Annotated in this window: 19 protein-coding genes; 16 read left to right on the top strand and 3 right to left on the bottom strand. The window is 54.8% G+C overall.

The window, feature by feature from the left end:
- Positions 1–40 precede the first annotated feature (40 nt).
- From RB620_RS01415 to RB620_RS01390, 6 genes are read left to right on the top strand one after another with little or no spacing between them, the layout of a single operon-like run.
- Positions 41–739, top strand: a complete 699-nt coding sequence (locus tag RB620_RS01415; RefSeq protein ID WP_308091721.1) for a response regulator transcription factor — start codon at positions 41–43, stop codon at positions 737–739.
- Complete coding sequence (locus RB620_RS01410; protein WP_308091720.1) at positions 736–2091, top strand: HAMP domain-containing sensor histidine kinase; 1356 nt, start codon at positions 736–738, stop codon at positions 2089–2091. The genes RB620_RS01415 and RB620_RS01410 overlap by 4 nt, the downstream gene beginning before the upstream one ends.
- Positions 2092–2110: 19 nt before the next feature.
- A complete protein-coding gene (locus RB620_RS01405; protein ID WP_308091719.1) occupies positions 2111–2977 on the top strand; it encodes a carbon-nitrogen hydrolase family protein in 867 nt (288 codons plus the stop codon).
- A complete protein-coding gene (locus tag RB620_RS01400; protein ID WP_308091718.1) occupies positions 2974–3636 on the top strand; it encodes a GNAT family N-acetyltransferase in 663 nt (220 codons plus the stop codon). Before RB620_RS01405 ends, RB620_RS01400 begins: the two co-directional genes overlap by 4 nt.
- A 55-nt stretch (positions 3637–3691) precedes the next feature.
- Positions 3692–4363 carry a GNAT family N-acetyltransferase gene (locus RB620_RS01395; protein ID WP_308091927.1) on the top strand — a complete coding sequence of 224 codons (672 nt, stop codon included), beginning with the start codon at positions 3692–3694 and terminating at the stop codon, positions 4361–4363.
- Positions 4360–5136, top strand: coding sequence for an MBL fold metallo-hydrolase (locus tag RB620_RS01390; RefSeq protein WP_308091926.1), 777 nt, complete (start codon positions 4360–4362; stop codon positions 5134–5136). The genes RB620_RS01395 and RB620_RS01390 overlap by 4 nt, the downstream gene beginning before the upstream one ends.
- Positions 5137–5197: 61 nt before the next feature.
- On the opposite strand, the gene RB620_RS01385 is transcribed toward RB620_RS01390, so the two are convergent.
- On the bottom strand, positions 5198–6868 hold the full coding sequence (locus RB620_RS01385; RefSeq protein ID WP_308091717.1) for a PucR family transcriptional regulator: 1671 nt from the start codon (positions 6866–6868) through the stop codon (positions 5198–5200).
- Between the two features lie 188 nt (positions 6869–7056).
- Between RB620_RS01385 and RB620_RS01380 the strand changes: the two genes are divergently transcribed.
- Positions 7057–8277: an amidohydrolase family protein gene (locus RB620_RS01380; protein ID WP_308091716.1), complete on the top strand. Its 1221-nt coding sequence runs from the start codon at positions 7057–7059 to the stop codon at positions 8275–8277.
- 439 nt (positions 8278–8716) lie between these two features.
- Positions 8717–10723, top strand: a complete 2007-nt coding sequence (locus RB620_RS01375; protein ID WP_308091715.1) for an endonuclease MutS2 — start codon at positions 8717–8719, stop codon at positions 10721–10723.
- Here RB620_RS01375 and RB620_RS01370 read toward each other — a convergent pair.
- Positions 10720–11358, bottom strand: a complete 639-nt coding sequence (locus RB620_RS01370; RefSeq protein ID WP_308091714.1) for a thiamine diphosphokinase — start codon at positions 11356–11358, stop codon at positions 10720–10722. The genes RB620_RS01375 and RB620_RS01370 overlap by 4 nt on opposite strands.
- Before the next feature lie 217 nt (positions 11359–11575).
- Here RB620_RS01370 and RB620_RS01365 point away from each other — a divergent pair, with 217 nt between their 5' ends.
- Together RB620_RS01365 and RB620_RS01360 are read left to right on the top strand one after the other, a co-directional pair.
- Positions 11576–12244 (top strand): trimeric intracellular cation channel family protein, encoded by a 669-nt coding sequence (locus RB620_RS01365; RefSeq protein WP_308091713.1) that lies wholly within the window; start codon positions 11576–11578, stop codon positions 12242–12244.
- A 2-nt stretch (positions 12245–12246) separates the two neighbouring features.
- Positions 12247–12726 carry a low molecular weight protein-tyrosine-phosphatase gene (locus RB620_RS01360; RefSeq protein WP_308091712.1) on the top strand — a complete coding sequence of 160 codons (480 nt, stop codon included), beginning with the start codon at positions 12247–12249 and terminating at the stop codon, positions 12724–12726.
- Positions 12727–13059: 333 nt separating this feature from the next.
- Here the strand turns inward: RB620_RS01360 and RB620_RS01355 are convergent, their stop codons facing one another.
- A complete protein-coding gene (locus tag RB620_RS01355; protein ID WP_308091711.1) occupies positions 13060–13797 on the bottom strand; it encodes an alpha/beta hydrolase in 738 nt (245 codons plus the stop codon).
- 282 nt (positions 13798–14079) lie between these two features.
- Here RB620_RS01355 and pdhA point away from each other — a divergent pair, with 282 nt between their 5' ends.
- The 6 genes from pdhA (at position 14080) to RB620_RS01325 (ending at position 20531) form a co-directional block, all read left to right on the top strand.
- Positions 14080–15147 carry a pyruvate dehydrogenase (acetyl-transferring) E1 component subunit alpha gene (gene pdhA / locus RB620_RS01350; protein ID WP_308091710.1) on the top strand — a complete coding sequence of 356 codons (1068 nt, stop codon included), beginning with the start codon at positions 14080–14082 and terminating at the stop codon, positions 15145–15147.
- Between the two features lie 20 nt (positions 15148–15167).
- Positions 15168–16145: an alpha-ketoacid dehydrogenase subunit beta gene (locus RB620_RS01345; RefSeq protein ID WP_308091709.1), complete on the top strand. Its 978-nt coding sequence runs from the start codon at positions 15168–15170 to the stop codon at positions 16143–16145.
- A gap of 54 nt (positions 16146–16199) precedes the next feature.
- A complete protein-coding gene (locus tag RB620_RS01340; RefSeq protein WP_308091708.1) occupies positions 16200–17492 on the top strand; it encodes a dihydrolipoamide acetyltransferase family protein in 1293 nt (430 codons plus the stop codon).
- Between the two features lie 3 nt (positions 17493–17495).
- Positions 17496–18911 (top strand): dihydrolipoyl dehydrogenase, encoded by a 1416-nt coding sequence (lpdA, locus tag RB620_RS01335; protein ID WP_308091707.1) that lies wholly within the window; start codon positions 17496–17498, stop codon positions 18909–18911.
- 181 nt (positions 18912–19092) lie between these two features.
- Positions 19093–19539, top strand: coding sequence for an acyl-CoA thioesterase (locus tag RB620_RS01330; protein WP_308091925.1), 447 nt, complete (start codon positions 19093–19095; stop codon positions 19537–19539).
- A gap of 38 nt (positions 19540–19577) precedes the next feature.
- The gene (locus RB620_RS01325; RefSeq protein WP_374121344.1) at positions 19578–20531 is read left to right on the top strand and encodes a thymidylate synthase; all 954 of its coding nucleotides are present in this window, start codon (positions 19578–19580) and stop codon (positions 20529–20531) included.
- The last annotated feature ends 18 nt before the right edge of the window (positions 20532–20549 follow it).

Raw genomic sequence — 20549 nt, 5'->3', positions numbered from 1 at the left:
GAAAGTATTATTTTCGCAAGAAGGAAGGTGCGCCAAAGTCATGAATGAACGTGTTCTCGTCGTGGAGGACGAGGCGGGAATATCCCGCATATTACAGCTAGAATTAGAGCATGAAGGTTACTCCGTCGGAGTTGCGGCGGATGGCAGGACCGGTTATGAGATGGCCTCTTCGGGCGACTGGCAGCTGATCCTGCTGGACGTCATGCTGCCGGAGATGAGCGGCATCGAGGTGCTTCGTTTGATCCGTCAAGCGGGGAATCCCGTTCCTATTATATTGTTGACCGCCAGAGATACCGTGCCGGATAAAGTGAGCGGCTTCGAGCACGGGGCCAACGATTATATTACGAAACCGTTCGCGATGGAAGAACTGCTTGCGAGAGTGCGCAACATTCTGAGAATCTTCCAGCAGTATCCGAAGGAATCGGAAGGCTCCGACATTATTAAGCTTGGCGATCTGACGATCGAGCTTCGTTCGCGCAAGGTATATCGCAAGGATATTCTGATCGAGCTGACCCCGCGCGAGTTCGAGCTGCTTGTCTATCTGGTCGAGAACCGTAACGATGAGAAGTCGCGCGAAGATATTTTGTCCGAGGTGTGGGGGTATGACTTTATCGGGGAGACGAACCTGGTAGACGTCTATATCCGTTACTTGCGGCAGAAGCTGGATAAAGGGTATCGCCATAAGCTGATCCATACCGTTCGCGGAGTCGGTTACATGATTAAGGAGCCGGATGCATGACGCTGCGTAAACGATTTACGCTCTTTACGATTTTTTGGTTAATCCTTATTTTAATCTTTTTTAATATCTTCGTATATTTCTACGTCATTAAAATCACGACGGAGAGCGAAGAGGAAGTCATCACGACCAAGCTTAATCTCATGCTCGAGAATCCCCGGATCCAGAGCGGTCGCGGGCTCTCGTCGCCGGATTTATTAAAGGAATACCATAACGCGAACGAGATGATTCGAATCATCGGACCTAACAATCGCGTGTTGAACATTACGGGCACGAATGCGATTCTGCTCGAGCTTCCCGCGCAATTCGAAGCCTACCACCATACGGGCATGGTGACGAAAAGCGGGGAACGCATCATTTATATGCGCGTGCCGCTTTACTCCGACGGGCAAGTCATCGCGATGCTAGAGATCAACCGGATTTTAGACGAGTTGGACAACTATTTGCAGGTACTGGTCGCAGCGCTGAGCGTGACGAGCGGCGGGGCGATCCTGTTCGCGATATTCGGAACATACTGGTTCACGTCGAGGCTCACGGCACCTATTCAGCAGATGGTTAACACGATGCGCGAGATCGACCGAAGCGGGAAGCTGCGCCAGATCGAAGTCAGCGGCCGCGAGGAATCCGCGGAGCTGCAGCAGCTTGTCCGGGCGTTCAATCAGATGATCGAGCGGCTGGACCGGACGTTCGAGCGGCAGAAACAATTCGTCGCCGACGCATCGCATGAGCTGAAGACGCCGCTCACGGTCATCAGCAGCTACGCGGGCCTCCTCAAGCGGTGGGGCCGCGATGACGAAAGCGTTCGGGACGAAGCGATCGAAGCGATCGCGAAGGAAGCGACTAGGCTGCAGAACTTGACCAAGTCGATGTTGATGCTGGCGGAAGCGGAGCAAGAGGACTGGCTCAAGCTCGAAATGTTCGACGTCGTCCATGTGGTCGAAGAGCTCGCGACGATGCTGCAGACGACGTTCCAACGGCAAATCCGGATCAAGTCGCATGCGCGCGTCATCCGGATGTCCGGCGACAAGGACAAGATCCGCCAATTGCTCGTGATTTTGCTGGACAACGCGATCAAGTATTCGAAGGAACCGATCGACATCTCCGTCTCCCAGGCCAAAAACATCGTCAAAATCGAGGTGAAGGATAAAGGTATGGGCATCCCGGAGAAAGAAATTCCGCATCTGTTCGAGCGGTTCTACCGCGTCGACGGCGCGAGAAGCCGTGCGACCGGCGGCGTCGGATTGGGTTTGTCCATTGCCAAACGTATCGTCGATTTGCACGAAGGGAAGATCGACGTCTTCAGCTTGCCGAATCTCGGTACGACGATTACGCTTCAATTCAAGCAGCGCAAATAAGGATAACGGAGGTGCGTCCATGAAGTTTCGCACGGCTGCCGTGCAATACCGGCTTACGGATATTTCCGGGTTCGAAGAGTTCAAGGATCAAGTCGTACACTACGTTCGCAACGCGTCGGAGTACGGCGTTCAATTTCTTTTGTTCCCCGAGTTCATGACGACGCAGTTAATGTCGATAGGGGATGAACAAGGCCATGCGCTCCCGATCGACAAGCTGCCCGATTTCACGGACGCGTACGTTGAGCTATTCGTTTCCCTTGCCAAGGAATACGATATGTACATCGTGGGAGGAACGCATGTCGTCGAGGTCGAAGGCGGGAAACGCCGCAACCGGGCGTTCTTGTTCCATCCGGACGGACGCGTCGACGTGCAGGACAAAATCCATCTGACCCCAACGGAGGTGTCGGAGTGGAATATGTCGCCAGGTGACGGCGTCTCCGTCTTCGAAACGGCGTTCGGCACGATCGCGATGCTCACATGTTACGACATCGAATTTCCGGAAATCGTCCGAATGGCCCGCGCGAAAGGCGCCGATGTTATCTTCTGTCCATCCTGCACGGATGATCGGCATGGCTTCTACCGCGTCAGGTATTGCTGCCATGCCCGAACGATCGAGAATCAAATCTACGTCGTGGCGACAGGGACGGTCGGCTCGCTGCGCAAAGTGGATTTTATGCGGGCCAATTACGGACAAGCGGCGATACTCGCGCCGAACGATATTCCTTTCCCGCCCGCGGGCATTATAGCGGAAGGCGTCGTGAACGACGATATGCTCGTGGTCGGCGACCTTGATCTGACCTTGCTCGAGCAAGTGAGGAAGGACGGCTCGGTCATGACGTGGAGAGACCGCAGGACGGATCTCTACACGGACTGGAGGCCGGAATGAGGAAGGAGCTTTTCGTGCGTTCGGGTGGACGGCCCGTCAAGGCCGTCATTCGGAATTACGGAACGAATGACTTCGATGCATTGATCGACGTTCAGAAAGCCTGCTTCCCGCTGCCGTTCCCGGAAGAGCTGCTGTGGAACCGGGAACAGCTTTCCGCGCATGTGACGACATTCCCGCAAGGCGCCGTCTGCGCCGAAATCGGGGGCAGGATCGTCGGTTCCATGACCGGTCTAATCGTGGACACGGCGCATTACAAAGACGATCATAGCTGGGCGAGTATTACGGACAATGGCTATATTCGCAATCATAATCCGAACGGGAACACGTTGTATGTCGTCGATATTGCCGTCATGCCGGATTATCGTCAATCGGGCATAGGGAAGTGGATGATGCAGACTTTGTACGAAACGGTCGTCCAGCTTGGTTTGGATCGGCTGCTCGGCGGCGGCAGGATGCCGGGGTACGCGGAGCGGGCGAACGAAGCGACACCGGAAACGTACGTCGCCAAGGTGCTTACGGGGGAATGGAACGACCCTGTTATCTCGTTCCTCTTGCGATGCGGGCGAATGCCCGTCGGCATCGCGGCTAATTATTTGGAAGACGAACAATCCCTTAACCATGCCGTTCTGATGGAATGGCGCAATCCGTTCAAAAGTTAGCCCATTGCGACGCAAAGTAATCATCTATTCTACATAAGCAGGAGGAATCGTCATGTTGACTTATCATCGCATCGAATCCATTCAAGATCCTTACTTCCGTCCGCTGCACGAGCTGCTCGGAACAATTTTCCCGCCGGAGGAAGTGTTGGCCTACGATTTGTGGGAAGGGCCGCTGCAGGATCCGGGCATTCATGTGTACGTAGCGTTGTCCGGTGGCGAGGTCGTCGGGGCAACCGAATACCGGTATTATCCGGACATGAAGGTCGCCATGACCGACTTTACTATCATCGGCAAACCCGCCATGGGCATTGGAAGATTCCTGCTCACCAGGCGCGAGAAGGATCTTCGGCGCTTGGCCGAGGCGTCCGGAACGGAGCCGCTGGGCATGTTCGCGGAAGTTTACGATCCATACCGGGCTGCCTCGCATGAATTCGGCGGCGTATCACCGATGAACCCATACGTACGGCGCGAAGTGTTGTCGCATGTCGGTTATAAGCGGCTTGAGCTTGATTATGTGCATCCTTCATGGGATCATGCGGGCGAAGCGGTTGCCGAGCTGGATCTTTGTTTCCTGCCAAAGGACGAGGAGCTGGACCGGCTTCCGGCTGCCTTGGTCGTGCGATTCCTTGAAACTTATTATTCCGCCTTGCCGAATAAACCGGAAGCATGGCTTACGATGATCGGCAAGCTGCGTGCCGAAGAGGACGTACGCCTATTGCCGTTATGACCGCGCTCGTCTTCCGAGGAACGGGCGATTCCCAAGGCGTTCCTAGAGTGTACTGCGATTGCGCAGTCTGCCGGGAAGCCAGAAGAGGTGGCGTGAACAGACGTCTCCGATCCTCTCTGCAAATGATCGATCCCGACGCGGGCACGACTTGGATCGACTGCGGACCGGATTGGGGCAGGCAGATGGAGGCGGCATCGCTTCGGGACGTGGACAGGATGCTCATTACGCATGCCCACTTCGATCATATCGGAGGCCTTCCCGAATGGTACGATGCTTGCCGCTGGACGGGGAAGACCGGAGTCGCGTATACGCCTGCCGAAGTGATTGAGGAGATCGCGGGGCGTTTTCCTTGGCTCGGAAGCCGGATCGAGTTCAGAACGTTCGACGAGCCGATATCCATTGGGCAATGGACGGTGAAGAGCTGGCGAGTCAATCACGGCAAAAACGGATATGCCTACGCATTCGCGTTCCGCCACGAGCAGACGGGGTTTCGATGGGTATATTGCTCGGACGCGATCGGATTGACCGAGGAACAGCAAGAGCCGATGATTGGCGTCGATCTCCTGATTCTGGGCGCCAGCTTCTTCCACGAGCCTTATCCGATAGAGACCCGTTCGGTTTATGACGTTACGGAAGCGATAGAGCTCGTCCGTAAGCTGAAGCCAGTGCGGACCGTTCTCACCCATATGTCTCATGACATCGATATGGGCCGAAGCGGCGAACTGCCGGAAGGAATGGCATTCGCTTACGCAGGAATGCGAATCGAATGTTAACGAATCGCAGCCGGACGGAAACGTCCGGCTGCGATCTTTTATTGCGGCTAGCCGCTTTGCGTTAGTCCGCGGATGCCTGCAGCAGCGGCTCGATCGCGAAAGCAAGCCGGAAGCGCAAGCTTTCCACCGGATCCTTCAGATGAAAACCCGCGAGCTTCCCGCATTTTTCGAGCCGGTAGACGACGGTATTACGATGGACGAACAGCAGCCTCGACGTTTCGACCAGCTGGCATTGCGTTTCATAATAGACGCATAACGTCCGGAGCAGCTCCGCCTTCTCCGCTTCGTCCACTTCATTAAAACAAGCGAAGGTTTCTTGATAGAAGTGAAGGAGATCCTCTCTCGGAATCATCCGGAACAGAAAGACGACATCACGGGTCCGATACGCTTGCACGAACCGGCTCCGTTTCATTTGATAGCCGATCTGCAGCGCCTTCGATGCTTCCTGGAACGATAAACCGATATCGAGCAGCTTGACGAAAGGATTGCCGATGCCGACCGATACGCTTAACTTGTCATGCTCGTATAGTTGTTCGGTCAGCGCGCTTATTTCCTTCACGAATGATGTGCTGTCCAGCTTTTGATCCGGAAGGCTGATCAGCACACAGAACAAATCCGTTTTGGTAAACATGACGAACGAATAAGGGAGCTTCGAGAATTGGCGTTTGATCAGCTCGTATTGACGATCGCGCTCCGATAACAGTCGCTCCTCCTCGTATTCCCCCATGCCGGATAGGCGCGATAAGGCGCCTCCGCCCCCATTCTCCGGCCGCACCGCAAGCAGTACCCATCCTCCGTTGTTTGATAATCCGTATCGTTTGCCCCGATGCTGGGCTTCTTGTTCCGTTGCGATAAAACCGTCGATCAGATCGGAGAAAAACTCGGTCTTATACCTTCGCGAACGCTCCTTCACCGCTTGTCGTTTCGTCAGTTCCATCCCGATCACGTTGCTCGCTTGCTCCATCGTTAGACCGAACTCGCTCGACGAGGTTTGATAATCCTTCCGATAGGCGATCAGATATCCTTCGTGCCGGTAAGTGATGACGGGGTAAAGCTCCAAGACGCTCCTATCGCGTTCGGAGGTAGCCATCAAACAAAGCTGCATCGGTTTCTCGACGACCGGCATGGACGAGAGCATGCGAATCGTATCGGCTGTTAGAGCCGAATTGCCTGGACTGCGGAACGCGGCTGAACGCTCCGCCACTTGAAGCTTATAATCGAGAAATACGATCGGCGCATCAAGCAGCTTCGTAAGTGCGGTGACAATGCCTTTGAGATCGCTTCCGTGCATAATCATCGCCGAGAACCGCTTGTGAATGGCTAGCGCATATTGCAGCTCTTCGTTCCGGTTGTCCAGAATGAGGCTGGTCGATCGCTGCAGCATCTCCCCAAGCGAACAATCCACTTCCGAAATTTCGTAAAGAGGGAAAGCCAGCCGGTCCGATTCGTCGATTGCCTCTTGGGGAATACTCAGATCGAAGCGCCTTGACTTGATCGCGATGCCGCAGCAACCTATCCGATTCATGGATCGGATTAGTTCGATGAGCGACATTGACCCCTCCTTGATAAAATAGCCATTCGTTAACAGCAGCTCCCCCGGCCGCAAAAAATGGACAATATCGGGCGCGTCCATAATATTGACTGTCTGAATCGTCCGCGCAAGCCCGTCTCGTCCGCCGATCAGCTTCGCATGCCGGTAAAGCTCGTGGTTAAATAACTCCTCAATCAACATGGCCTTACCTCCAATGGAATCCACTCCTATGCTTATGTCCTATAAATTAACAAAAAAAGAGCTAGGAGTAAATGATCATTTAGACGAAGCGTACATTTTATCTATCATAATTCGGATGATCCGTCCAATGACTTACTATGCTCCTCGGATTATTCTTGTTAATACGACAGAAGAATAGAGGTGACGGCTTGAACAAAAATATATTGATCTTGCGAAACGTACGTATGAACGGCGAACTTCACGACTTGACGATCGACGAAGACGCGGGCATCATGACGGCAATCGGGCAAACAAACGAAAAGGCGCTTCCGACCGCCCGAATCCGTACGGAAGACGCATGCGGGCTGCATTACATGCCGGCGATGACGGATAAACATATACACTTGGACAAACATTTTCTCGGAGAGCCATGGAAGCCGCTGCAGCCTTTCGTTACGCTGCCCGGGCAGCTCGCGTTCGAGAAGGCGATGCTGACTTCGCTTCCCACGAACGCGCTGGAACGCGCGCGCCGGATGCTCCTTCTTCTGTTAAGTCAGGGAACGACCAGCATCCGCACGCATGTGGATATCGATCCGGTCATCGGTCTTGCCCACCTGGAAGGGCTTCTGCAAGCCAAGTCCGAATTTGCGGGACGAATGGACATCGAAATCGTCGCGTTCCCGCAGCAGGGGCTTCTGCGGTCGGGTTCGATCCCGATCTTGAAGGAGGCGATGCGAGCCGGCGCCGATTATGTAGGGGGAGTCGATCCTGCCGGTTTGGATCAGCGAGTGGACGCTTCGCTTGAAGCGATGTTCGAGGTTGCGACGGAATTCGGAGCGGGCGTCGACATGCATCTGCATGACCCTGGCCATTTGGGACTTTATACGATCGGGCGGTTCGCCGACTTGGCGGAGGAAGCTGGACTGGCGGGCAGAGCGGCCGTTAGCCATGCTTATTGCTTAGGCCAAATCAACGAAGCGAAGCAGGACAGAATCGCGGATAAGTTGCGGGCGAGTGGCGTGGCGATCATCACGAGCGTGCCGATCGACCGGCCGATGCCGCCCGTCGGCAGACTGCTTGATGCCAGCGTCGACGTCTTTGTCGGCTGTGACAATATTCTGGACGCGTGGAGCCCGTTCGGCAACGGAGACCTTCTGGCTCGCGGCTCCAGACTCGCCGAAAAGGAAGGTTGGATCGTCGATGAAGACTTGCTTCGCGTTGCCCCTTTGATCGGCGCCGCGGCGTTAACTCCGAAGCCAGGTGACGCGGCGAGCTTCCTTTTGGTCCCTGCGATGAACCCGATGCATGCGATCGCGTCGGCGCCGCCAAGGGAAGCCGTCTACACCCGAGGCAGACTTGTGGGCGGCCGCTGGCATGAGGACCGCACCAGAGCCCGCTCGGCAAGCGGTACGGAACACTCGTTATCTTGACGGATAAGGAAGCGTTTAGTAAGATAAGATTAGTTTTTGGTATTCGGAAGGGGAAATTTTAATGTTTGCCGGTGTTCTTAACTCTTAAACAGGATCATATTCGGATTGCGGTATACGGCCATGCGGCGCGTTCTTTTGAAGAACGGCTTGTTGTGGTTCTATTTCGTCGTCTGATTCCTAGAGTTGAGAACATGTGGATTTCCGTCTGTTTACCTAAGGGAGAACAGTCTGATCACCGTGCTCTTTGCAGCACGGTTTTTTTATGCCCGATTTTTGTAATGGATTTCCCGTTTCCTCGTCGACGAGACAGAAGGGATATCCACTAGCGGCGCATGAAAAAATGACGTCAGACTTGCCGCCCCATAAGGACAGGAACGGAACGCGCCCGCGTTCTGTTCCTGTCTTTTTTATTTTTTATGACCAAAGGAGCTGTTGAAACGTGAACGAACAAACCTTTAGAAAACTGGAATTTCATAAAGTAAAAGAGCAGGTAGCCACCATGACGGTGTCGCCGGCCGGACTCAAGCTTGCGGAAGCCATGGCGCCTAGCCAAGAATATGCCCGCGTTGCGGCTTGGCTGCAGGAAACGGAGGAAGCGTCCGAGTTGCTCGCCGCCGGAGCGAGCATCCCCTTGTCCGCAATGGAAGGCATCGACGTGTTCCTCTCGCTGCTCGGCAAAGGGAGAATCTATATGGAGCAGGAGCTGGAACAGCTCGGCGTGTGGCTGACGTCTGTTGCACAGATGAAGAAGTACATGAACGCGAAGCGGCAGCATGCGCCGACGATCGCGGGATACGCGGACTCCATGTACGACTGCCCGGAGCTGCGCGAAGAGCTTCACCGATCGATCCGGTACGGTAGCCTGACGGACGAAGCAAGCCCGGATCTAGCTTACATTCGCAGGCAGACCTATGCCGTGGAGGACAATATCCAGAAACGGATGGCTGGTGCGATGGGCAAATACAAGAGCAGCCTGCAGGAATCCGTCATCAGCAGGCGCAGCGGCAGGTTCGTACTGTCGGTCAAGCGGGAGCTTCGCAAAAATGTGCCGGGCACGGTGCTGGACGAATCCGCCAGCGGTCAGACGTTATTCATCGAACCGCTTGAGGTGGCGGAGCTGCAGCTGGAGCTGCATCAGTGGAAAGCTGCGGAGGAGCGGGAGCGGACCGTCGTGCTGTCGAGGCTGTCGGATCAAGCGGAAGCCTACTCCTCCGAGCTGAAGACGAACGTGCAGGCGATGGCCATCTTCGACTTTATCGTCGCCAGGGCCAAGTATGCCAGAAGCTGCGGAGGCCGGCGGATCGGTTTATCCGACAAGCCGATCGTCTCGCTTCGCGGCGCCAGGCATCCGTTGCTCGGGCGCGAATGTGTACCGCTGGTTGTCGAGCTCGGCATCGCTTGGAACCAACTGATGATCACGGGTCCAAATACAGGAGGGAAAACGGTCACGCTCAAAACGATCGGCCTATTGACGATCATGAACCAATGCGGGCTTCTCGTCCCGGCCGAGCCGGATAGCGAGCTGGGGTTATTCGCGCATATCGAAGCGGATGTCGGCGACGGCCAAAGTCTGGAACAATCGCTAAGTACCTTCTCGTCCCATATTTCGGTGCTCAAAGACATGCTGAAATACGCCAGCGGCAAATCGTTGCTGCTCTTGGATGAGCTAGCCGCCGGCACCGATCCGTCCGAAGGCATCGCGCTGTCGATCGCAGTGCTCGAGCAGTTGAAGCGCCAAGGCGCAAAGGTAGCGGGCACGACCCATTTTAACGAGATCAAAACGTTCGCGTCGCGCACGGAAGGATGCCAGAACGGCAGAATGGCGTTCGATCCGGAGACGCTGCGGCCTTTGTACCGGCTAGAGATCGGGGAAGCGGGGGACAGCCATGCGTTCGCCATCGCCCGCCGATTCGGGCTGCCGGAAGGCGTCATGATGAGGGCGGAAGAGCTGCTGCAGCGCAAAGGGGAGAGAAATGCTGCCTACGTGGAAGTGCCTGATCCAAGTGAGGCTCGGACGGATCTAGAGGTCCTGCGCGGTGAAATCAATAACAAAAAAACTGAAGCGAACCGCGAGAACAAGCACGGAGGAGCTGTCCTTCCGGCTTCGGATCATGGCGGCGAACTTGCCGGTCCCGTATCCCCAGCCAAAAAACGCGGATACGTAAAAGGCGACGCGGTATGGATTTATCCGTTGAAGCGGGCAGGTGTCGTCTTCCGCGAAGCCGATGAGCGGGGAAATCTGATCGTACAGGTGAAGGGGGAGAAGCTCGTTTTTAACCATAAGCGGCTAAAACCCTATATCGCAAAGGAGAAACTATATCCGGGGGAAACGTACGATCTCGATATCGTGTTCGAATCCAAGGAGAACCGCAAGGCGCGCCATCTCATGAACCGCAAACATGCGGAAGGCGTCGAGATCGTCATTAAGCCGGAGGATCAATTTTAATCCCGGCTTTGAATGACGAGCAATCGGCCTTCCTTCACGCGTATCGTTCCCGTGTTCCCTAATAATACGTTGCTGATGCCAAGCGATTGGCCGATTTGAAGCGTTGCATCATGTAGCGGATACTGGAAGCCGTCAAGCGTAATGCCGGTTACCGCACTCGTAAGCGGCAGCAGCGAAACTTGCGGGTGGTCATGGCGTTCGATCATGCTGTCCTTGGAAATGGCCGTAATTCGGTTCGTCTCGTCGACGATGGTCGCTTGGATTCCGTTAGCGTCCGCCAGCGCAAGCAGGTGCACGTTGGCCAGCGAATGGTCGAATCGCGTACCGAGCGCGCCAAGCAGCAGGATGCTCGCGGGCTTCAGGTCGAGCGCGAGGCGGAAAGCCATTTCGGTGTCTGTAAAATTTTTGTCGATGGGATCGCATTCGATCGTACGCCCGCTGCTCTCCCGTATGCGTCCGAGTTGTTCCGGGGTTACGGAATCGAAATCCCCGATCGCGATATCTGGACGGATGCCATGCTCGACCAGAAATCGAGCGCCGCTGTCCGCGCCGATAAATAGATCGCCTACTTTTAAATAGGGCAACGCCCATTCGCCGAGCTGTCCGCCCGAGCATATGACGATGCGATTATTCATGTGCCTGATCATCCTTTCGCCGGCCAAGCTCGAGATCAAGGCCGTTCATCATTATCGGATGTTAATCAGTATAGCGTCTCCGGACAGGATAGGGCAATGCGAAATAGGGCGAAATTTGTCATTGCGGAATAGGGTGCGACGGCGCTAAAATGGGAAAGGACATAGGGCACTTGGGTTGCCTACAACGAACGGGAAGCGGGGATTAGGTGCGGTGAGCATGGATATTTTTAGCATCTTCAGCTTGATAGGAACGATTGCCTTCGCGGTCAGCGGCGCGGTTGTCGCGATGGAAGAGGAATATGACATCTTAGGCGTTTACGTGCTCGGTCTCGTTACGGCTTTCGGCGGCGGGGTCGTTCGGAATTTGCTGATCGGCATGCCGGTCACGACATTATGGAGCCAAGGTTATTTGTTTAAGGTCGCAATCATCTCCATGACCATCGCGTTCATCCTGCCGGTCCGCTGGATTCTGCGCTGGAGAAGAAGCGAAGCGTTCTTCGATGCGATCGGTCTATCGGCATTCGCCATTCAAGGCGCGCTGTACGCGACCCAGATGGGTCATCCGCTAAGCGCCGTGCTGGTAGCGGCCATGCTGACGGGAATCGGGGGCGGCATTATCCGCGACGTCCTTGCGGGACGGAAACCTCTCGTGCTCAAAGACGAAATTTACGCGGTGTGGGCGATGCTTGGCGGCTTGTGCATCGGACTAGGCTGGTTCCAATCGACTTTGGAACTGTTAATTTTGTTCGTAATCATCATCGCGTTCCGCATGATGTCCGTCTATTACAAATGGAGCTTGCCGCGCCGTTCGCTCAAGGGAGCATTCGCCGCGTCCGCTACGGCGGCCGAACGGAACAAGAAACTAATGAAGAAAGAGTTGGAATAACGATGAGCGCAAAAGCTAGCGTATTATTCGTATGTCTGGGCAACATCTGCCGTTCGCCGATGGCCGAAGCCGTCATGCGGCATTTGGTTCGGCAGGAGGGGTTGTCGGACCGTATCGAGATCGATTCCGCCGGAACGGGAGACTGGCATCTCGGCCATCCGCCGCATGAAGGCACGCGCGGCGTGCTGGATCGCCATGGCATCCGGTATGATGGGATGAAGGCCCGCCTCGTGAACGGCGCGGACTTCGATCGGTTCACTTATATCGTCTGCATGGATTCCAAAAATCTGAAGGACGCTTCCGAAGTGTTCGGCGAGGGCTCGAACGAACGCTCCAAATTGTTCACTTTCATGGAGCTGCTGCCGGAGCGCGGCATCGCGGACGTGCCCGACCCTTACTACAGCGGCAACTTCGACCATGTCTATGAGCTCGTGGAAGCGGGATGCAAGGTTCTGCTCCAGAAGGTTAAAGAGGAACTATAGTCAGCAGGTTACCAGCGTATTGATAATCGGGATATTGTGAGGGTTCATAATTAATTGAGATACGCGTAAGATAATCGAGAATATATGTTCCGCTTACAACACCCACGCTGCTCCGCAGCGTGGGTGTTCGGCATCCGTTTACGGATGGCGGTAAGCGGTGGAGGAAGGGGGAGGGGCGCAGGAGTTTACGTCCGCCTTTAAACGTTGTATTCCCACCTTGCGTGTAATGAGAGGAATACAAGGTTTAACAGCGGCCGCAGCCCCTCCCCCATCCGCAACCGCGAACCCCGCCATCCAAAAAATCGGCTCCGAAGCCATCGCTCCGGAGCAGCTTCACTCGACCTCAATAAAATAACTCAGCGCCGCCGGAATCTCCTGCTGCCAGAACCCCCACTGATGTTTGCCGTCCTTCTCCTCGTAGAAAATGTGCGCGCCTTTATGCTCGAGCAGCGCCTTGGCGTTCCGGTTGAGCGCGACAAAATCGAATACGCCCCGGTCGGTTTCGTAATCGGTCTCCTGCAAGCCGACAATCATGTAAATCGAGAGCCAATCCAGATCGTGATGATGGCCCATCAGCGCTTGAGAGCTCGCGTAGAAGGCTCCGGAGAGCGACATGACCCGCGTGAAAAGCTGCGGATATTCGAGCGCAAGATGGAGGGAGATCGTGCCACCTAACGAATCGCCGGCAAGAAGGCGATCCTCCGGCTCCGTCCGGACGGGGTATCGTCCTTCGACATGAGGGAGAAGCTCTTCCGCGAAGAAACGAAGGTAGGCCGCATGGCGCGCGCCGTCAGGGGCATATTCTTCCGTGCGGTGTTTTTTGTCGACGTCCACCCCTACGATTATGAAGGGCTCGAGTCCCTCGTCCAAAATTAAGCGTGTCGCCGTCGTGGCTACGCGTCCGAAATTGAAAAAATCCTCGCCGTCTTGACAATATACGACAGGGTAACTAAGCAGTTCGTTGTAGCCCGGAGGGAGGAAAATGCGCAGATGGCGCTCGCCTTCGGGCAGGTAGCTGCTCTGAACCGATTCTTTCAAAATCGTTCTTTTCAAATAACGATCGTCCGTCATGCTTGAAAACTCCTCTATAAATGGAATGGAATACAGCCATTGTGGGCAAACAATAGTAAGGTAACGTAGGACTAGCGTCCATAGTCAAGCAGTTGTATTATGCTGTTATAGTCGATAATAGATTCTGTAGCATATACAATTTCTTAACAGAAAAGCCCGAATGAGCGAAAAAACAACGGTTTTTTTGTTTTTTGCTTTGACCATTTTCGTTAAACAGGTTTATAATAATTCTATAACAGAGGTACCCGATTTTCAAATATTTGATTGAGGTGAGCGTTCAAAATGAGCAAACTGCCATACGAAGTTCAGACGGAACCGGTTACGCCAATGTCCGTATTGTCGCTCGATGGAGAAGTCGTAAACCCGGATTTAATGCCGGATCTGACGGATGAGCAACTTAAAGAAGTCATGTACCGCATGGTATTCACTCGCACTTGGGACGAACGTGCCGTCAACCTCGGCCGCCAAGGCCGCTTGGGCTTCTACGCGCCGGTATCCGGCCAGGAAGCATCGATGATTGGAAGCGAATATGCGCTTAACAAAGACGATTTTATCTGCCCGGGCTACCGCGACATGCCGCAGCTCGTGTGGCATGGCTTGCCGATGTACCAGGCGTTCCTATATTCCCGCGGCCATCAAGCCGGAGGCCAAATTCCAGAGGACGTTCACGTTCTCATGCCGCAAATTATTATCGGCGCGCAAATTTTGCATGCGACGGGCGTTGCGATGGCCTTTAAGAAAAAAGGCGAAAAACGCGTCGCGATCACGTACACGGGCGACGGCGGGTCTTCGGAAGGCGACTTCTACGAAGGCTTGAACTTCGCAGGCGCTTACAAGCTGCCGGTCATCTACACCGTCCAAAATAACGGTTACGCGATCACGACTCCATACGCGAAACAAACGGGCGCATTGTCCGTTGCGCACAAAGCGGTTGCCGCCGGCATCAAAGGCGTGCAAGTGGACGGCATGGACGTGCTTGCGGTCATAAAAGCGGTGAAAGACGCTGCGGAACGCGGCCGCAACGGCGAAGGCGCTACGCTGATCGAATTGCTGACGTACCGTTTCCGTCCGCATTCCATGGCCGACGACACGACCAAATACCGCACGAAGGACGAAGAAGCGGAATGGGCGCTAAAAGATCCTTTGATCCGTTTCGGCAAGTTCCTCGAGAAGAAAGGCCTTTGGTCCGAGGAAGACACGAACCGCGTCAAGGAAGAAGCGAAAGCGACCGTAAACGAAAACATTAAAAAAGCCGAAGCCGTAGAAAAAATGACGGTTGCGGGCTTGATCGATACGATGTTCGAAACGACGCCTAAATACCTGGAAGAACAAAAAGCGGATTTCCAATAATAGGGGAGGAGTAAACCAACATGGCACAAATGAATATGCTTGAAGCGATTCGCGATGCGATGCGCGTAGAATTGAAACGTGATTCCAACGTGCTCATCTTCGGCGAGGACGCTGGTAAGGTCGGCGGTGTATTCCGCGTAACGGAAGGATTGCAGGAAGAATTCGGTGAAGACCGCGTTTTCGATACTCCGCTTGCGGAATCCGCGATTGCGGGCATGGCGGTAGGCATGGGGATTCAAGGATTCCGCCCGATCGCGGAAATCCAGTTTGTCGGTTTCATCTACGAAGCGCTTGACCAAATGTTCGTACAAGCCGCGCGCATGCGTTACCGTTCCGGCGGACGCTACAACTCGCCGATCGTATTCCGCACGCCGTTCGGCGGCGGCGTAAAAGCAGCCGAGCTGCACACGGATTCCTTGGAAGGCCTTGCGGTACAGACGCCCGGTATCAAGGTCGTCATTCCTTCCAACCCTTATGACGCCAAAGGTCTCATGATCTCGGCGATTCGCGACAACGATCCGGTCTTCTTCATGGAGCATCTTAACCTGTACCGCGCGTTCAAAGCGGATGTTCCGGAAGGCGAATACACGATCGAGATCGGCAAAGCGAATGTCGTGCGCGAAGGCAGCGACGTCACGATCATCGCTTACGGCATGATGGTCCACACGGCGGTGAAAGCGGCAGACGAGCTCGAGAAACAAGGCATCAAAGCCGAAATCATCGACCTTCGTTCCCTTGTTCCGCTCGATATCGACACGATCGTGGCTTCCATCCAGAAGACGAACCGCGCGATCGTCGTGCAAGAAGCGCAGAAGACGTCCGGCGTAGCGGCGGAAGTCATCGCCCAAATCAACGAAAAAGCGATTCTGCACCTGGAAGCTCCGGTGCTTCGCGTATCCGGTCCGGATACGGTGTATCCGTTCGCCCAGATCGAGGACGCATGGCTGCCGACTCCGGCTCGCATCGTTGCCGCGGCTCAGAAAGTATTGAACTTCTAGATTTTCATTCCTTTCGGAATGATTGCGATACGTACTTAAAGGAGGTTGCCATCGGTGGCTAAATTCGAATATCGATTCCCGGAGCTGGGCGAAGGCTTGCATGAAGGCGAAATCGTCAAAGTGCTTATTAAGCCGGGCGCTACGGTTACCGACGATGATATTATTATGGAAGTTCAGAACGACAAAGCGATCGTTGAAGTGCCTTGCCCGGTAAACGGCAAAGTGCTTGAAGTATTGGTGAAGGACGGCCAAGTCTGCCACGTCGGCGATCTTGTTGCGGTCATCGACGCGGAAGGTGACATTCCGGAGAGCGCTCAGCCGGCCGCAACGGAAGAGAAGAAGGAAGAGGCGGCGCCTGCTCCTTCAGCTGCGGCAGCACCAGCTGCTCCAGCCGAAACGAAGGCGGCAAACGCGCAAGTGCTCGCGACTCCGAGCGTTCGCAAATTCGCCCGCGAGAAGGGCGTTGATCTGACGCAAGTGAGCGGCACCGGTAAGAACGGCCGTATTACGCGCGATGACGTCAACGGCTTCGGCGGCGCTCCTGCAGCTGCCGTTACGACTGAAGCGCCAGCAGCCGCGGCGCAAGAAGCTCCAGCGGCTAGCGAAGCGAAACCGGCAGCGGCCGCCGCATCCGGCACGGTTTACCGTCCGGAAGAGCGCTTACCGTTCAAAGGCATCCGCAAAGCGATCGCGAACGCGATGGTGAAATCGGTGTACACGGCTCCTCACGTGACGATCATGGACGAAGTGGACGTTACCGAGCTTGTAGCCCTGCGCGCGAAATACAAGCCTTACGCGGAGAAAAAAGGCTCCAAGCTGACTTACTTGCCGTTCATCGTGAAGGCGCTCGTAGCGGCTTGCCGCCAGTTCCCGATCATGAACTCGACGCTGGACGAAGCGAACCAAGAGATCGTCTACCGCAAGTACTACAATATCGGTATCGCGACGGATACGGACAACGGCTTGATCGTTCCGGTTATCGAAGACGCAGACCGCAAAAACCTGTTTATGGTTGCCGATTCCATTCGCGACCTTGCAGCTCGCGGACGCGACGGCAAGCTGACTGCGGCCGAACTGAAAGGCAGCACGATCTCGATTTCGAATATCGGTTCCGCCGGCGGCATGTTCTTCACGCCGGTCATTAACTTCCCTGAAGTCGCGATTCTCGGCACGGGACGCATTTCGGAGAAGCCAGTCGTTCGTAACGGCGAAATCGTAGCCGCTCCGGTCATGGCACTGTCGCTCAGCTTCGACCACCGTCTCATCGACGGCGCAACGGCCCAAAACTTTATGAACTATATCAAGCAGCTTCTGGCGCAGCCTGAACTGTTTATTATGGAGGTTTAACACATGGTAGTTGGAGATGCTTCCTTAGATATCGATACATTGGTCATCGGTGCAGGTCCCGGCGGATACGTTGCCGCGATCCGCGCGGCCCAGCTCGGCCAGAACGTTCTGGTCGTCGAGAAGGAGCATGTAGGCGGCGTTTGCTTGAACGTCGGCTGCATCCCTTCCAAAGCCCTGATTTCCGCGGCTCACCAATACGAGTCCGTTAGCCACGCTTCCGCATTCGGCATCGAAGTCGGCGAAGCGAAGGTTGATTTCAATAAAGTGCAAGAGTTCAAAAACGGCATCGTGAAGAAGCTGACGGGCGGCGTCGCTTCCCTGCTGAAAGCGAACAAGATCCAATACTTCCACGGCGAAGTGATGTTCATCAACGAGAACGAAGCGCGCGTCTTCAACGATCAAGAAGCGCCTCGTTACCGTTTCAAGAACTGCATCATCGCGACGGGCTCCCGTCCGATCGAGCTGAAAGCTTTCCCTTACGGCGGACGTATCGTCTCCTCGACCGGCGCTCTGAGCTTGCCGGAAATTCCGAAGAGCCTCGTCGTGATCGGCGGCGGCTACATCGGCATCGAGCTTGGCCAAATGTACTCGAAGTTCGGCACGAAAGTAACGGTAATCGAAGGTTCGGATTCCATCCTGCCTGGCTTCGATAAAGATATGTCTTCGATCGTCGCGAAGAAGCTGAAAAGCACGAACGTGGATATCGTAACGGGCGCGCAAGCAAAAAGCGCCGAGCAAACGGACAAAGACGTTACGGTCACGTACACGGTTGGCGACAAAGAAGAAAAAGTAACGGCTGACTACCTGCTCGTGACGGTTGGCCGTCGTCCGAACACGGATGGCGAGCTCGGCCTTGACCTGATCGGCGTCAAAACGACAGATCGCGGTCTTGTCGAAGTCGACGAGCAATGCCGTACGAGCATTCCGCACATCTTCGCGATTGGCGACATCATCGCTGGGCCTGCGCTCGCGCACAAAGCGATGTACGAAGGCCGCGTCGCGGCTGAAGCGATCTCGGGACAACCGAGCGTTATCGACTACAAATGCGTGCCGGCCGTTTGCTTCTCCGATCCGGAATGCGCAAGCGTGGGTCTGAGCGAGAAAGAAGCGAAGGACAAAGGCCACAACGTGAAAGTGGGCAAATTCCCGTTCGCGATCAACGGCCGCGCGATGTCGCTTAACGCGAACGAAGGTTTCGTGAAGCTAGTGTCGGATGCGGACTCCGGTCTTGTCCTTGGCGCGCAAATCATCGGTCTCGAAGCTTCCAACATGATCGCTGAGCTTGCTCTGGCTATCGAGATGGGCGCTACGCTCGAAGATATCGCGCTTACGATTCATGCTCACCCAACGCTGGGCGAGATCGTTCTGGACGCAGCAGAAGTTGCGCTTGGACATCCGATCCACACGTTCGTGAAGTAATCCTTCCCATAAACGAACGGTTGTCATTAACCAAAGAGGTCACGCTGCATGCGATGCGGCGCGGCCTCTTTGCGCATAAGATGCAAGAGAAAAATAAATCAAAGGAAGGTGTAGCCAAGTGGAACCGATCGAATCGAACGAAGAGACCGCATCCAAGCCTGCAAGTCAATCCAGAACGTTAATGACCCAGTTGATTTTCCCGCTCGATACGAACCAGCACGACACGATGTTCGGCGGCAAGCTGATGGAATATATGGATAAAGTAGCAGCCATCTCGGCGATGCGGCATGCGCGGAAACGGGTCGTCACCGCTTCGACGGATAGTCTGGATTTCTTAGCTCCGATCCATGTCGGGGAAGTGATCGAGGTGGAAGCGTTCGTCACGTGGACAAGACGCAGCTCCATGGAAATTTACGTGTCCGTCAATTCCGAAAACTTGTACACCGGCACGCGCAGAACGACGGTTACCGCGTTTTTTACGTTCGTCGCGTTAGATGATACCGGCAAGCCGACGTCCGTTCCGAAGGTTGTTCCCGAAACGCCGTTGGAGCGGCAATTGCATGAAAGCGCACCGGAGAGGCATCAGCTGCGCAAGCTTCGGAAAGGCGACAGAACGGGCAAATCGTGATATACTATTTGGATACATAATCAAGGGGCGATATGAAGATGAGCAGCGAAAATAGTTACTTGCAATTGCTGCGGGATGTGCTGGGGAAGGGCGTTCGGAAGGAAGACCGGACCGGCACGGGCACAATTTCGACATTCGGCTATCAAATGAGATTCCCGCTTGAGGAAGGGTTCCCGCTTCTGACGACGAAACGCGTGCCGTTCAAGCTTGTGGCAAGCGAATTGCTCTGGTTTATCAAAGGCGACACCAACATCCGTTATTTGTTGCAGCATGGCAATAATATATGGAACGAATGGGCGTTCAAGCGCTGGATCGAGAGCGATGAATACATGGGGCCGGACATGTGTGATTTTGGACTGCGCTCGCAGAAGGATGCGTCTTTTGCCGCAGCATACGAGAAACAAATGACCTTGTTCAAAGAGCGAGTGCTGCAGGATGACGCGTTTGCGGCCCGATTCGGAGAGCTTGGCGACGTCTACGGAAAGCAATGGCGGGCTTGGAAGACGACGCAGGGAGAAACGATCGATCAGCTCAAGGACGTGATCCATGCGATCAAAACAAATCCGGACTCCCGCCGCCTTATCGTGTCCGCTTGGAATCCGGAAGACGTTCCGACGATGGCGCTGCCGCCGTGCCATACCATGTTCCAGTTTTATGTGGCGAATGGGAAACTCTCTTGCCAGTTGTACCAGCGGAGCGGCGATATTTTCCTGGGTATCCCGTTCAATATCGCGAGCTATGCGCTTCTGACTCATCTCGTGGCGCATGAGTGTGGTCTTGGGGTTGGAGACTTCGTGCATACGATTGGCGACGCGCATATTTATTCCAACCACATCGATCAGATCGAAATCCAATTGAGCAGAGAGCCTAAAGGCTTGCCTCAGCTGAAGTTGAACCCGGACAAGCGGTCCGTGTTCGAATTCGAGCTGTCGGATTTGACGCTGGAGGGTTACGCGCCTCATCCTACGATCAAAGCGCCTGTTGCGGTCTAAAATATAAGGATAATAGAG

Origin of the sequence: Paenibacillus sp. LHD-117 (assembly GCF_030929555.1) — a bacterium.
Lineage (GTDB): Bacteria > Bacillota > Bacilli > Paenibacillales > Paenibacillaceae > Pristimantibacillus.
The sequence above is the reverse complement of the archived record's forward strand: the minus strand, read 5'-3'. Positions and strand labels throughout refer to the sequence as shown.